Annotated in this window: 7 protein-coding genes; 3 read left to right on the top strand and 4 right to left on the bottom strand. The window is 41.6% G+C overall.

The window, feature by feature from the left end; all coding sequences use genetic code 11:
- Window positions 1-133 precede the first annotated feature (133 nt).
- The 3 genes from LV83_RS13985 to LV83_RS13995 form a co-directional block, all read right to left on the bottom strand.
- Window positions 134-6,139: a PAS domain S-box protein gene (locus LV83_RS13985; RefSeq protein WP_111612171.1), complete on the bottom strand. Its 6,006-nt coding sequence runs from the start codon at window positions 6,137-6,139 to the stop codon at window positions 134-136.
- A 268-nt stretch (window positions 6,140-6,407) separates the two neighbouring features.
- Window positions 6,408-8,111: a GH39 family glycosyl hydrolase gene (locus LV83_RS13990; protein WP_111612362.1), complete on the bottom strand. Its 1,704-nt coding sequence runs from the start codon at window positions 8,109-8,111 to the stop codon at window positions 6,408-6,410.
- A gap of 131 nt (window positions 8,112-8,242) precedes the next feature.
- Window positions 8,243-9,160, bottom strand: coding sequence for a carboxypeptidase-like regulatory domain-containing protein (locus LV83_RS13995; RefSeq protein WP_158530589.1), 918 nt, complete (start codon window positions 9,158-9,160; stop codon window positions 8,243-8,245).
- Window positions 9,161-9,434: 274 nt separating this feature from the next.
- On the opposite strand from LV83_RS13995, the gene LV83_RS14000 reads away from it, so the two are divergent.
- From LV83_RS14000 to gdhA, 3 genes are all read left to right on the top strand, one after another.
- The gene (locus tag LV83_RS14000; RefSeq protein ID WP_111612173.1) at window positions 9,435-9,806 is read left to right on the top strand and encodes a single-stranded DNA-binding protein; all 372 of its coding nucleotides are present in this window, start codon (window positions 9,435-9,437) and stop codon (window positions 9,804-9,806) included.
- 174 nt (window positions 9,807-9,980) lie between these two features.
- Entirely contained in the window at window positions 9,981-12,290 is a 2,310-nt protein-coding gene (locus LV83_RS14005; protein ID WP_111612174.1) for a GH92 family glycosyl hydrolase, read from the top strand.
- Window positions 12,291-12,897: 607 nt separating this feature from the next.
- A complete protein-coding gene (gene gdhA / locus LV83_RS14015; RefSeq protein ID WP_111612176.1) occupies window positions 12,898-14,259 on the top strand; it encodes an NADP-specific glutamate dehydrogenase in 1,362 nt (453 codons plus the stop codon).
- A 60-nt stretch (window positions 14,260-14,319) separates the two neighbouring features.
- Here gdhA and LV83_RS14020 read toward each other — a convergent pair whose 3' ends face one another.
- Window positions 14,320-16,296: a M1 family metallopeptidase gene (locus tag LV83_RS14020; RefSeq protein WP_111612177.1), complete on the bottom strand. Its 1,977-nt coding sequence runs from the start codon at window positions 16,294-16,296 to the stop codon at window positions 14,320-14,322.
- Window positions 16,297-16,451 lie beyond the last annotated feature (155 nt).

The following is a 16,451-nucleotide window of genomic DNA, read 5'->3' on the forward strand; positions in this document are numbered from 1 at the left end:
TGACTCTATTCTATTTCTTGCTACCCTGATTTCAGGTTGAAATTTACTTTCTTCAAATGCATAAAGTGAAAGCAAAAAAGCGCCTTCGTTATTTTGAAACAGGAGGATGTAAAAAGAGTTAATCCTTTTTATATCAAATGGTTAAATGTTTCTTTTCAATAGTAAAATAAAAGATTGTTCCTTTACCTGGACTGGATTCAAGCCAAATTTTACCTCCCAGGAACTCCACATGCTTTTTAGCTATGGAAAGCCCTATTCCTGTTCCATCGTATTCATTCCGGTTATGTAATCGTTGGAATAGGGTGAATATTTTATCATGGAATTCTGGATCAATTCCAATCCCATTGTCCTTGATAGAGAACGTCCATTCATCAGCTTGTTCAGTCGCATCTATTTCAATGTGAGGTGCTATTCCCGCCTTCGAATATTTTATCGCATTGTCCACTAGTGAGTGAAAAACTTGTGTAATACCAGCCTTGTAGGTGTAGATGGTAGGTAGTTCAGAAGCAGAAATCTTAACCGCTTTTTCGGAAATTATTTTTCTTCTCAGCTGTTTGAAGTCTGAAAGTATCATATTTAGATTCACTAGCTCCAAAGAGTCACTAGGCTTTCCTGCTCTTGAATAGTCCAATAAATCAAGGATAATTTGTTTCATTCGCTTGGCACCGTCAGAAGCAAAGTGAATATACTTGAGGGCTTTTTCATCCAACTGATCTTCATATTTGCGCTTGAGCTGATCCATAAAGCTGGATATCATGCGCAGGGGTTCTTGTAGATCGTGAGAAGTGATAAAGGCAAATTGCTCCAATTCCTCATTGGAGCGCTCCAATTCCTTGGCATAGGTTTGCAGTGATTCGTTTAGCTCAACTAGCTGGTGTTCAAATTTCTTCCTTTCCGAAATATCCGTCATCGCACCTATCACCCGTATTACCTGACCTTGGCTGTTTCTAATAAATGTGGCACGGTCAATTACAAATGCAAACGAGCCATCAGCTCTTAAAAATCGGTACTCTTCATACCAGCTAGTCAGCTTCGGGTCTTGCATATATTGTGCAACTTTAGTTGCAATACGTTCCCTGTCACTTTCATGAATAAGTGATACCAAAAAATCAAATGAAGGTTTTGTCTCATCCATGTCATATCCGAACAACGTTTGAAAACCCCTCCCCCAAAAAAGGTCATTTTTCAGCACATCATAGTCCCAGATCGCATCGTTGGTAGCGTCGGTTACTTTTTCAAATCGTTCGTTGGCTTGAATTAGCCGGATATCTGCTTCTTTTCTGAGCGTCACATCTTTGAAATAGACGGATAAGCCTTCTTCGGAAGGATAGACTGCTACTTCAAACCACTTGTTTAGCGTGGAATAATACTCCTCAAAGCTTACGTTCTCGCCCGTCTTCTGAGCCTTGTGATACTGCCGGTAAAAATCAGAATCAATGGCATCCGCATATTTTTCCCATATATATTCACCTATCATTTCCTCCCGCTTTCTGCCTAAAACCAGTTCAGCCTCCTTGTTCCAATAAGTAACAATCCAGTTCTTGTCCAGTGCAATGAACGCATCCCCGATACTTTCGAGAATATTATTTTTTTCTTCAAATGCTTGTTGCAAAGCTTCTGCCGCTTCCCTACGCCCATCTATATTTTTGAAATACGCTGAGACTCCTCCACTGGAAGGATAGGCATTTACTTCGTACCAGTTACCATTACCAGGGAAGAAGTATTCAAAGGATTCAGACTTTCCTGTCTGAGCTACACGTAAATATATTTCCTGAAGTGGGGTACCTATTGCAGCAGGAAATTCTTTCCAAATGTTTTTTCCTAAGACATTTTCACTTTTTCGATTCAGTAAGTTTTCCGACTCTTTATTGAAATAAGTGAAATTCCAATTTGAATCAACAGCATAAAAAGCATCTGAAATACTCCGCAATATTTCAGAAATATGCAGTTCAAGTGATTTTGTAAAGTGTATGTCCTGAAAGCTGCCATAGATTTTAGTACACTTACCGTTTATCCGTTCACTTTTTCCAATTGCCCTGACCCAGCGTTCATCCCCTTTACTAGTGATCAGTAATAATTCTTCATCAAACTCGACTCCTTCATCAATTAAATCTGATAAAGCTTTTTTAATACGTTCATGACTCTCTTCAGTATAAAACTCAAGGCCTCCGGAAAGGCTTGTGTCATAGTCCTGATCCACTTCCAGAATTTCTTTAATCAACGGCGACCAGAACATTTTATCCCCTTCCTGAGACAATAGATCCATTTCCCAACTGCCGATTCTCGCCATTTCAGAAGCCTGGCGGAGTAGCATTTCATTCTTGACCTCCTGCGTGACGTCGAGTAAAATAGAATTAAAAAGTATGCTGCCATCTGCCAAGAATACAGGTGTGCCGATACCCAGATGCGTTCGTAGCTCTCCTGTTGGCATCAGGTATTTCACGCGGGTTGACCACTTGGAATTCGTTTCTATGGATTTGAAAATACTTGCTTTGGTTTCTTCAAAATCACCAGCTGCCTTTATCTGATCCCAAACTAAGTTTACATTTTCTAAAACTTGCTCTGCTGTGAAGCCCCACAACTGCTCTACGGCTCCCGAGATATGCTTTAGTGCATCTGTCCCATCGGGATATATATAATACTGATATACTACACCGGGAATGTTGTCTGAAAGGGAAAGCAACCTTATTTCAGCTTCCTTGCGCTCGGTAATATCCTGTACACTTCCATAGATCTTTTTACACTGCCCAAGGTGCATTTCTGCAGAACCAAAAACACTAACCCATTTTTCTTTTTTATTTTTGGTAACGATTACTGCTTCGTGATTAAAACTTGTGCCTTTTTCTGTGGATTCTTTTAGTTTAGCTTGTGCCATGGAGCGAAAATCTTCCCTATAAAAATTAAAATCAGTCTCTAGGTTTGGCCTATGATTTTCGCGATCTGTTTCTAAAATCTGATGGGCAATTTCAGAAAAGTAGAGTTCATTTTTTTCTATATCAATTTCCCAGCTGCCAATTTTCGCCAGTTTTGATACCTGTTCCAGAAGTTCTTCGTTTTTGGCTTCTGCAGTCACATCCAAAATCACAGAATTAAATACGACTGTACCATCAGCCAAATAACTGGGCGATCCATAACCCAAATGAGTTTTCAATTCTCCGGTGGGTAGCACATATTTCCATTGGGCTGACCACTTAGATTTACTTACAACGGACTCTGAAATACTTTTTTGTACTTCTTCTAAATCACCACCAGCAGCAATTTGATTCCAAACCAGAAGATTATTTTCCATTACTTCCTCAGCAGAAAAGCCCCAAACTTCCTGAGAACCCTTGGTTACAGACTTTAAACGGTCTGTACCATTTGGGTAAATGTTGTATTGAAAAACTACACCTGGTAGGTTATCAGCAAGCGATAACAGTCTAATTTCTGCTTCCTTTCGCTCATGGATATCCTGAAAACTGCCGTATAGACGCTGACATTTTCCATCGACCATCTCGGCATTCCCAATGACACGTACCCAAAGTTCTTTTTTGTTGACAGTCACCAATACCGCCTCATAATCAATAGGTTCACCTTCTCTTATACATTTCTCCACATTGGCATCTACCAATGCCCTAAAATCCTCTCGATAAAAGTTAATGCCATTTACCAAATCGGGCACGAAGGAATTCGGATCAGTTTCATGCATTTGGTGCACTTCCTCTGACCAGTAGAGTGTTTGATTGATCATATCCACCTCCCAGCTTCCGATTTTGGCAAGCTTGCGGGACTGCCTATTCAACTCTCTCAGCTTCTTTTCTTCGGTAATGTTTTTTGCTGTGGCATAAATGAGCCCTTCTTCCACTGAGGAGTTGCCTATCCAATTCAGCCAGATTATTTCACCACTTTTTGTGATGTACCTGTTTTCGAACTTGAAGGTTTTTTTGCCTTTTGCTAACTGTGCAATCTCATTGATAGATATTTCATGATCCTCTGGATGTACAAAGTTTTCGCATGTTTGATACAGGATTTCATCTTCACTATAGCCCAGCAATTCATACCCTGCCTTGTTCATTTTCAGAAACCTCCCCTGAAAATCCACCAAACATAAAATATCTGGAATGGCTTGATATAAATGATTCAAGTCATTTTCCAACTTTTTCCGATTGATCTCAGACCCGATAAAATCTTCAAACTGCGTAAATAGCTTAACATACTTTTCCAAGTGGGATAGTTCCCCTTGGGTAGCTACTACTAGCACTCCCACAATTTTTTCGTTGAAAAGCAGTGGAACGCCTAATGCATGTTGAATACCGGCTACCTGTGCGGCTTCTTTACGGACAAAATCATCTACTTTACTGATATCCTTCCAAAGTAAGGTGGACTTTAGACCCCAGACCATTCCGGGTAGTCCTTCGTCTTGAGTAAAGGTTCGAATCTCCTTACTGCATTCATAAAAAGTTTTAGCATTGGCAGATCCTGAATTGCAAGCAACCAAGTGGATCTTATTGTATTCAATATTGGGTAACCAAATCTCTACAAAATCAAAATGCCCATAAGCGTTTATAGTTTCGCAAAGTGCCTCGGAGGAAGTGAGAAGATCATTTTCTGAAGAGAAATTCAAGCTAATTTTCACCAAAAGTGCTTTCTCCAGTTCCTTTTGTTTCTGCTCGGTAACATCTCTTTCAATGGCAATCCAATGGGTATGCCTGCCATTTTCATCGGCTACCGGTGAAACGGTAAAATTAATCCAGAATTCTTCCCCGTTCTTTTTGTAGTTGATGGTGGTGATCTCGCATGACTCCCTATTGCGAAGTGCTTTATTTAATTTTTCCAGTTCAACTCGATCTGAATTTGGTCCTTGCAAAATTCGAGGTGACTTACCGACTACTTCTGCGGCTGTGTAGCCAGTCATTTTGGTAAAAGCCTCATTCACATAAATGATTCGCGGACCAGGTTCGTCAAGAGGTTCCGCTTCAGTAATTAAAACCGCATCATTGGTATTTGTGATGACACTGCTAAGCAGTTTCAGCCGATATTCTTCCTCTTTTTGTTTGGTGATGTCTCTGGAAACAGCTATGATTTGCTTAACGGGTTCATCGGAATTACTTACAGGCGAGACCAATACATCCCACCATTTAGGGGTGCCTTTCACTGTGGGACAAAATGCAGTGAATTGAGAAGTCTCTCCAGCCAAGGCTTTAGCTAAAGACGCATTTATTATAGCTTCATTTTCGCTGCCCCACAATTTAGACCAGGCTTTGTCCTTAAAATGGGAAAAGTCGTCAATCTCCATATGAGACAATCCATTGTAATTCATATACTGAAGGCAACCTTCGGTATCTATTACTTTTACGCAATCTGGACTACTTTCCAATACAGTTCGGTTAAACAATTCACTGGCTTCAAGTTGCCTTTGCGCATTTACTTGATCAGTAATATCCCTCGAATTGGCTACTATACCATTCACAGCGGGATTATCCATCATATTTGTCAAGACTGATTCAATCCATCGCCATTCATTCTTACCATCCCGTAATCTAAAAGGCTCTACTACAACCTTGTTTTCAATACTGATCCGCTGCATGTACCCGGAAGCTCTCTCTTTGTCATCCGGATGGATGAAGTCAAATATCGTTTTGCCTTCAAACTCTTCTGGTGTAATCCCTAAGATGGAGGTAGTAGTAGGACTGGTATAGCTATATTTACCTTCGGTATCAATGATGCTGATCATGTCAGCACCTTCCTGCACCAAGGCTTTGAAGCGTTGCTCACTTTGAAGCAATAGCTCTTCTTGTTTGATTTTTTTCGTTACATCCTGACACACCACAAGCATGCATTGGCGGTCGTTGAAAACCAACTTATGTCCGTTGATTTCCATTTTGATGAGCGTACCGTTCTTTTTTTTGTGAATGAAAATTCCTATGTAGATATTTCCTTCAATGTTTTTTACAACTGTACGGGACTCCATGAGCTTGGGAATTTCCTCAGGTGGCCTCAAGTCTTTCAAAGTGAGGGTTAAAAATTCCTCTCTAGTATACCCATAATGCGCTATAGCTGCTTGGTTTACCTCCAAAATTCCAAGCGTTTCATCGTCATAAATCCATGACGGAAGCGGGTTAAGGTTGAAAAAATTATTATTAAATTTCTCTGTTTCCATATTTTTCACTTATGAGCAGAAGCTTATATATGTAAAGCATAGCCAAAATACCTCAACTGTATTTACCTCTTCCTAAACCTACTGAAAACATTTGAAATATTTAACCGACTCCAAGCCAATCAAACCTTCTTAATCCAAATACAAAAGGCTACTACGGAAAATAAGAGACCGATTCAAAAACAATATGGTCTCTACAGTTTCAACGTTCCAGATAGATTGAGACCTTTTCCTTAGAACTTGAAATTGTCACTATTCCGCTTGTAGGATATCACCAGGTAAATCTCAACAGAGAAACTCCTTGCCTCTCGATGTCTAGTTTTAGGATTGTTTCTCCTTTTTCGGTAGTAATCCACTTTGGCGAAGCTGCCAATTTTAATTGCCCAGCTTCTTCTAGTTGAGCTATTTGATCGGCTGTTGGGTTTTGTGGTGAGCCCATTTTCAACCAAAGTGCGTAGGAATTACTGTTTTTTTGATCAATGATGAAATGCTCCAGAAGCATCTTCCCTTTTACCAAGCCTTTGAGTCTCATCTCTACTGAAGTGGTATCGCCTATCTTAGTATTATCGTCATGATAGTTCCAAAGCATAATGCTGGCAGAATTTTCACTTTTAGTTGCCAGTGCATTGACATCTGTGCGCTCCCCTCTGACTCCACTTTCTATGATGCTGTTGTGGTCATAAGCTAAATCACCGCTTACTTCCACTCGATTCCCTCCCATCATTCCAAACATCCGAAAGACATTTAATACAGGCTTATTCACTCCGTTTGTAGCCATGTCCCTGAATCCTGCGAACCAAGCCTGATTTTCAAATTCAAAACCCCAGGTAACTGCTCCCAGTAAATTCACCCCATACTCATCTGCAAGAGCATATTTGCGGGCAAAAGATGCGGCTGTATAACTTGAATACATGGTGCCGTTTCTATAGGCATTGTGCGGATAATCTGCCTCTGAACAGGCAGCACATCCTTCAGGGTCTGATTCCCCGATGATGATCGGCAAATTTTTAAACTCTGGATACGAAGCAACAATTTCAAATCCTTTCTCAATATCATTCAATTGAGCGCCCATGTTCATTTGAACGATTCCATCTACTACTTTTGGACTACCCTTCGCATGAAAAGTGATAAAATCCAGAGGCGTTCCCTTCTTTCCAGTGGCATAATTTGTTCCTTCCTTGACATGATCAAGAAAAGTGGTAAGAAACTCAGCTGCCTTGTCCCAGCCTGGACCAGTGCCTTCCGGACCTCCAACTTTTGCCGTAGGCAAAGCCCGCTTGACAGCATCCGCAGAATAATCATAGAGCTTGATGTACTCTTCTGTAGTTCCCTGCCAGTATCCAATATTTGGTTCATTCCATAGTTCCCAATACCAACTCTCCACTTCTTCTTTTCCATAGCGGTCAATAGAATGCTTCACCCATTGGAATACTAATTCGGCGAACTTCTCATAATCATTCGGTGGATAGGCCCAGCCTGTATAGATTTCTTCATACTTGGCACCTGGCTTCCAAAAATGCCGATAAGGCTCAGGCTTGCTGGAAAGCGCCTTGGGCATAAAGCCGATCTGAGCAAAAGGTTTCATACCTCGTTCTATGTAGGTGTCAAATATCTGATCAATGACCGTCCAATCATAAACAGGATTGCCTTGCTCGTCTTCTGTGTAAACATTGGTAGATCCCCACTTCAAAGCTGCCCGTGGTCCTTCATCTGTCACCAACAAGCTATGCGCTCTCACATAAACCGGCACTGGACTTAGCTCCGCGATTTCGCCGAGTAGCTTCTTCCCATCTTTCATATAGGTATAGTTGGGTTCGTCATACCCCCACCAAGCCCAGACAGGGTTCATAGGTCCTTTTTCACTGGCAAAATCAACTTCAATCTCAATTGGATTATCTGCTGATTGGGCAGAAATTTCACCGATAAAAGGTAGGAGAATACAGAGGACTGATAAAAATGTTTTGGAGATGGTCATGGTTGTTTTGGTTATTGGGGAATTACTCATTGCAATGCCAAGCTAAAAGCCGTAAGCTCTGACTATGTTACTTTCTTAAAAGTATCAGATTCAAGTGCCCTTTGCAAGAAGATCAAAAGCCTAAAAGATTGTTAGCGATTGTTACGCTGCTGGTTATATTGTTTTTGAGACTTCAGCCAATATCCAAATTCCTTTCCGATTCCAATTGTTAGTTCGGAAAATGAGTCGAGTTGATAGTAGTTCACAAAGAGCTCAACGTACTTAGTGAAAAATGTGACTTCACCTACAATTTCTGTCCGATTTCTATATAAAGCTACTTTTCCAGTTAGCAAGGTTCGTACAGGTACAGTGTTAATCCAAGTTCCGAAACCAACCACCGGAGCGGAAAAATTGCTATTATCATCCAAAACTCGATCATCAAAGTTGAGGTTACTGTATCCGGCAGTAAGTCTGAAGTTTCCGTAATTGAAGTTTGTTTCAAATGAATTGGTCGAAGATCTGAAATCTGTGAAATTGACTCTTCTGTGATACCAATTTAGGTCAAAATCCAAATCACAGTTGAAAATGAAATGTTTGTATTCAAGTTTTCCATTAATGAAATTCTTGTCTTCAAAATCGGATTGATAGGAAAAACCAGCTATAAAGGTTCCTCGGCTAAAGGTTGGAAATGCAAAGTCAAGCTGGCCACCAATCGGATTATTTAAAATTCCAGATAAAGCGTAAACACTGATAGTCTGAGAATCAAAAAAATCTTTATTACAATCAAGTTTCAGTCTAATTGAGACAGAATTATCACCATTCAAATCGACTTGTTTGGGAATGAATCCAACAAATGAGATTTCCAGTGTTGTGTTCAGATTGGATACTGTTATTTGGAAGTTCCCTTCCAAGTCAGTTAAAGTTCCGTTCTCTGTTCCAAGTTCAACAACTGCAACACCGGGGAGACCTAAACCATCTTCCTCTGATATGACAGTTCCCTTAACTTCAATTTGTGCGTGGCAGATAGAAGTAGTTAGAAGGAAAAATATGAGAGATAATGATCTGTTCACTAAAATCTATAATATGAAGGAAATGCTATACACCACTTATACATCCACAACTGCGAATAGTACTCACTAAACCTACTAAACTTTTTTGATTCCTCAATCATCCTCAAACCCACCCAAACCCACCCAAACCCACTTTATCCGACAACAAACGGCTACTATCGAATACAAACGACTATGTACCGACTTTGCGCAGACCGATCCTGCAACTTTGACCCATCAGTTTTTCCTCTAGCGAAAACGACAAACAAATTTTCTAACCAAAACAACAAACATCATGAATACGCTAAGAAACAAAGTACAGCTAATCGGACGTCTAGGATCCAAAGTAGAAATCAAAAACCTAGAAGGTGGCAAGACCTTGGGTAAAGTATCCCTCGCTACGAACGAGTATTATAAAAACCAAAAAGGCGAGCGGGTAGAAGAAACCACCTGGCACAATATCGTGGCTTGGGGTAAGCAAGCCGAACTATTAGACAAATACACTGACAAGGGCTCGGAAATAGCCATCGAAGGCAAACTCAGCAACCGCTCCTACGAGGACAAAGAAGGTATCAAGCGGTACATATCTGAGGTTATTGTTCACAACATTCTGCTGATGGGTGAGAAATCGGCGAAAGTCAATGAAGAAGCTGACCTTCCTTTTTAAGGGAAATCCTGAAACCATTAAAGCTAAAAGGCTGGAAGTTCATACTTCCAGCTATTTTTTGTATTTCTATAAATCAACGGTTTCAGAAATCCTTTCCGTAATTACTCTCAACGCTCAGGTTTGTTTTATGAAGTTTTGAAACTTACTTAACTTCCCAATCAACTGACTCAAAAGATGAACCTTCGATTATGCCTTACTTTTCTATTTTTCCAGCTATCACTTTTAGCTTCTGCTCAATCAAACTTGACCCCGGCTGATCTAGTAAATCCCTACGTAGATAGCAAAAACTCCCGCTGGTTCTTTTTCAATACCGCAACCAGACCTTTCGGGATGGTGAATCTCAGTCCTGACACGGACACGGGCGGCGCTTGGGGCTCAGGCTACAGATACGACAGTGATTCCATCAAAGGGCTCAGTCACGTACATGCCTGGCAACTTTCGGCACTTTCTGTACTTCCAGTCTCAGGGGTGAGTTTGGAAGCAGAAAGAAACTTTGCCTCCCCTTTTTCCCATAAAACTGAAATAGTACAGCCGGGATATCACCGATTGATACTTGATCGATATGGAATAAATATAGAACTCACCTCCACCCTACGTGTTGGGTTACATCGCTATACTTTCCCGAAAAACAGTCAGCAGCAAATCATGATCAGGTTAGGTGGAATGCTCGGTCCATCTGAAATCATAGACGGAGAAATCATCCAGATCAATAAAACCACACTCCAAGGACATATTATCATCGGTCCAACGGTAAGAAGACCCAATGACACCCCTATCTTTTTTGCGATCAAACTCAATAAAGAAATCTCAGAGATCAGTGGTTGGTCAGAGAATGGAGTCACTCCCACCCTTTCTGAGATCAGAGGGAAAGACTCAGGTGCGCTCCTGACTTTCGATAATTCTGAGAATGAATTACTCATGAAAGTTGGGATTTCCTACGTGAGTGCAGAGCAAGCTATGCTTAATCTCACCACGGAATTAGCGCATTGGGACTTTGACCAAGTGAGGGAAGAATCCTTTGCAGAATGGAACGACTACTTGGGAAGGGTTAAAGTAGAAGGTGCCACAGAAAAGGACAGGAGAAGGTTTTATACAGATCTTTTTCATGCGCTTCAAGGAAGAAGAACTATCTCTGACGTAAATGGCTACTATGCAGACCTGACCAGCGGAACACATATGACCAAGCAAATTCCACTGGATACAACTGGCAAACCTAAGTTCCGTCACTTCAATTCGGATTCGTTTTGGGGAGCTCAGTGGACCATCAATACATTATGGCATTTGGTTTATCCTGAGATCACCGAGGAGTTTGTCAATTCCATGTTGCAATACTATCAAGATGGTGGTTTGATCCCGAGAGGACCTTCTGGAGGAAATTATACTTACGTGATGACGGGGGCTTCGAGCACGCCATTTATCGTCAGCGCTTACCAAAAAGGAATTCGTGGTTATGAAGTTGAGATGGCTTACGAAGGTCTCAAGAAAAATCACCGTCCTGGTGGGATCATGGAAAAGGCTGGGTATGAACACAAAACTTCGCTGGGTGGCGGCTTGTCCTATTATTTACAAAACGGCTATGTGCCTTGGCCAATTCCGGAGGGAAACTTCGGATACCATCAGGATGGACCAAGTCTAACTTTGGAGTATGCTTATCAGGATTGGACGCTGGCACAGTTGGCAAAAGCACTAGGTGACGCGGCTGGCGAGCAAGAGTTTTTGAAGAGATCAGAAAATTATAAAAACACCTTTGATTCAGAATCAGGCTGGATGCGTCCTCGAAATGTGGACGGAAGCTGGAAAACGCCATTTGATCCTTACGAGTACAACGCTGGTTTCAACGAAGCGAATGGAAGTCAAGGAACGTGGTTTGTTCCTCATGATTTGGATGGACTGGCTGACTTGATGGGTGGAAAAGAAAAAGCCATCGAGCGATTGAACAGGTCATTCGAAGAATCCGAAAAGCTTGGCTTCACTTCGGGTACCTCTCACTCACAAGAAACACATCCTGAATACCGTAGAATTCCGATTAATTATGGAAATCAACCTTCCATTCAGACAGCATTCATTTTCCACAAATTGGGAAGACCTGATCTGACTCAGTATTGGTCCAGGGCTATAGTGAAAAGAATTTATTCTGACCTAAGTCCCGAAAATGGATACAACGGCGATGAAGACCAAGGGCTCATGGGAAGCTTGGCAGTGTTGATGAAAATAGGCTTATTCCAAATGAACGGAGGAACCGAAGCTGATCCAGCCTATCAAATTGGCAGTCCGATTTTTGACAAAATCACGATTCAGTTGAACCCTAACTATTACTCAGGAAAGGAATTCATCATCAAAACCGAGTCAAACAGCCCATCTAATGTTTTCGTGAAATCTGCAAACTGGAAGAATCAAAACCTTGGCAATCTTGAGCTTTCGCATAGCCAAATCACAGGTGGTGGTGAGTTGAAATTAGAGATGAGCGAAAGTCCTAATAAGTAGATTCGCCCCTGTTCGTGTCACGAAGGGTAATTAGCAATAATTGAAAACTGACCAAATATTGTCCAGCCTAGGAGTAAGTTGGACAACAGATAAACACAATTGAATCTATGTTTTACTATGCGGTTATATGGTTGAAAATAGTTCGTCTTTACTTAACCACATAGAATCATAGTTCTCATAGCTTACCATCGCCCCCGTTCGTGTCTCACGAACGGAAAAATAATAAATGACTCATGACCAAATAAAGTCCAGCTTCTGGAGAAGCAGGACAACTGGGAATTGGAAATGAGTGAATTACCAAACAAAGATTAGATTGGCGAACCATCTCGTTTTCATTCTCTAAGTCGGGGTCGAAAGAATGATATTTCATTGGACTGAAATGAAACTTCAACTTCTTATTTTTTTGCTCATTGGTAACAAGGACTTGCTTGAACAAAATCCGTTGAAAACCTCAAAAATCATTGCTTTTAACGCACTGGAGCATCCCAAAACAGTACAGGCTTCCTGCATGGGCCGGAACAGTTCGCCATTTTATATAGTTAAACCATTATTCCCAGGTAAGCGATACATTTTTACCTAGTTGTTTTAACTATAGAAAAATAAAAAAATGAGTGATCTAAGAAATAAAATCATCGAAATTCTCAAGCAGAGAGATCCAAACGACACAGAATTTATTCAGGCTGTGCAGGAAGTCATCCCTTCTGTGAGCAAGGTCTTGGAGAAACATCCTGAATTTGATACGCTCAAAATTATGGAGCGAATGATCGAGCCAGAGAGGGTCGTCACTTTCAGAGTCGCATGGAAGGATGACCAGGGAGAGGTGCAGGTCAATCGGGGCTATAGGGTTCAGATGAATTCTGCCATAGGACCTTACAAAGGCGGATTGCGATTTCATCCCTCAGTCAATATCAGCATATTGAAGTTTTTGGCTTTCGAGCAGATTTTCAAAAACGCACTTACCAACCTTCCTATGGGAGGCGGAAAAGGAGGATCCGATTTTGACCCCAAAGGGAAATCAGATAACGAAATCATGCGCTTCTGCTTTGCGTTCATGCAGGAGCTTTTCCGTCACCTCGGCGATTTCACAGACGTCCCTGCAGGAGATATCGGTGTTGGGTCGCGGGAAATCGGATACCTTTTTGGAATGTATAAGAAGCTTCAAAACAAATTCACAGGCATAATCACAGGCAAAGGCGAAGATTGGGGAGGAAGTGTCATCCGACCCGAGGCTACGGGTTACGGATTGATTTATTTTGCCAGCAACATGCTAGAAGTCAAAGATGACTCAATTAAGGATAAAAAATGTCTCGTATCGGGTGCCGGTAATGTTGCCCAATTTGCCATCGAAAAAATCATAGCACTTGGAGGAATTCCTATCAGTATATCGGATTCTTCAGGATACATTATAGATAAAGACGGGATAGATACTGCCAAACTTGATTTCATCAAAAAACTGAAAAATGAAAAGAGAGGCAGGATCAAGGAATATGCTGACAAATATCCTGAATCCGAATATCATGAGACTAAAAAAGACCAGGATTTTAACCCACTCTGGAAAGTAAAAGCATCATGTGTTTTCCCTTGTGCCACGCAAAATGAAATCAACGAGCAGGATGCCAAAAACTTGGTTTCGAATGAAATCATCTTGCTTGCCGAAGGTGCCAATATGCCTTGCAGTACAAAAGCAATTGAGATTTTACAGGATTCGAAAGTCCTGTACGCACCAGGCAAAAGTTCCAACGCCGGGGGTGTTGCCGTCTCGGGATTGGAGATGTCCCAAAATCGCCAAGGAGTATATATGGACAGAGATGAAGTGGACCAGCAGCTAAAGAATATCATGAAGGATATTCATGACGAATGTCTGAAAACAGCTGAAGCTTATGGCGTCCCGGGAAATTATTTGGAAGGTGCAAATATCTTTGCCTTTTCAAAAGTAGCTAGAGCTATGCAAGCGCAGGGGGTTGTGTAATCACCAAAAATTCATTGTTATAAAAAAATGAGGCTCCTTCGAACCTCATTTTCATTCCAATTACTTTGGCCAAACATTGTCGGCCATGTCTTTATCAGGAAAACGTCCGTGGGGATCCAAGGTGATCTTTTTGATCGTTGCATCTCCCAAATTCATAACCGCATCAAATGTCCTGCTTCCATTAAACCAAACCGTCACCGGCCAGGTCAGTTCAACAGTAGTATCATTTATCTTTTTAGCATTTGGCATCATGACGCTCGCTGGACCTTCAAATTCTACTTGTAACACAACTGGTGATGGCATCTCCCCTGCCTGATGCACAGTTACAGTAGTTTTGCCATTTGCCGAACTCACATCCTGAATAGAACCTTCTACAGATTCGGTGGTGAACAGCCAGTAATACCAGAACCATCCGAGATTTTCGCCCAACTCATTATCCATAAAGAACATGTAGTCCCAAGGTGATGGATGCTTAAACGCCCAAGTAGTGGTATATTTTTTCATTGCATTAATCACCGCCTCATCACCAACAATGCCACCCAACATAGAAAGCATCAACGGTGTCTTCGAATAGGTTTGAAAACCATACATACTGCCCGCATCATTAGCACTCCACATCAGCGGAGCTTCATCTTCCCTCCCACTGATTCGACCGTAGTTTTGTCCCAAACCATCCAGATTATAATCTACTCCTCTGCTATCTGCACTGGAAAGAATATTCATGTATTGGTTGAATCCCTCATCCATCCATCCGTAGCGGGTTTCGTTGGTCCCAACCATCATTGGCCACCACTGATGCGCAGCTTCATGATCTGCAGCTAACTGGCTGGAATTAATCACCATAGGATATTCCATACCTGCACTTGGGCCGTCTTGGAGAGTAAGTTGGGGAAAAGGATAGGGCGCCCAAAGCTTGGAATAAAACTCCAAGGCATGTTTGGTGATTTCCCCTGCTTTTTCAAAATACTTCGCTCTCTCCGGAATATACACCATGTAAATTGGTACTTCTCCTTTACCGGGAATATCCGCTTTAGTAGCCTTCCAAATAAACCTATCTGAAGTAGCCCAAGCAAAATCATTGACTTTATCTGCAACAAAGTGCCAAGTCAAGTTATCCCCAGCTTTGGTCGCTTTACCAGGACCTTTTTCATCTTCTCCTACCAGCGTCACTTCACCATCGGAGTCAAGCACGTTTGCATATCGCTCAGCTACAGTTGGTGTCAATACCTCAGTTGGATTTTGCAAAACTCCTGTGCCTGTCACGATCCAGCCAGCTGGAACAGTAAGCGAGACGTCATAACGTCCAAAATTATTGTGAAACTCCGCCGGACCTAAGTAAAGACTGCTCTCCCATCCTCGCAGGTCATCGTACTTCGCCAATCTTGGAAACCATTGGGTTGGTTGAAACAAGGTGCTATCAAAACGCTGAGTCATTCTATGTCCACGGCCACCATCTCCCCCAGGCAATTTGGTATGCCAGTCAATTTCTACTTCTACAGTAGATCCTGCTTTGATCGGGTCAACGAGCGTAATTGTAGCAACTGTACTTTGCAAACCTCTCACGCTTAGAATGGCTGGATCATTTCTACTACTTCTTGATGGAGCATTCAAATTCACAGATTCTCCTCCAACTTTAATCGCAGTCACGATCATTCCTTCGGTGTTTTCCGCAGGAACTGAACTGCCTCGAGGCACATCTCCTCTGAAAATATTGTGATCCAATCGAAGAACGATAGCATTCAAATCATCCTTACTGTTGTTATGTACCAAGATTTTCTCAGATCCAGTGATGGTCTGCGTACTTGGATCTAAGCTTGCCTTAATGACGAAATCCGTTTCCAGCTGCCAGTAGTTTTCTCCCGGTTTGCCTAAGAAATTTCTCGAGCCTTCTTCAAAAGCTTTGCGAATAGAATTCGTCATTGGGACATCTTGCCTGATCGCCCGAGTATCCGTTTCTATGGATTTTCGGAGAGGCTTTTCTTGCTGCGCAAAAGCTACAGTTGAGCTCAGGAGCATAAAAAAAAGTATTTTTCTCATAAGTTGGTTAGTTTTTTTTCTAGTTGGTCACTACTAAATCAAATGGCGGGATTTGACTTACTGATCTAAAGATTCAATTCGTTTTCGAGGCATATTTCAAAAGTAAGGTCTTCTCGCCCGTTAAAATCTCAACGGTCAAAAACTGAATACTGCCA

This window comes from Algoriphagus yeomjeoni (assembly GCF_003259505.1).
Classification (GTDB): Bacteria; Bacteroidota; Bacteroidia; order Cytophagales; family Cyclobacteriaceae; genus Algoriphagus; species Algoriphagus yeomjeoni.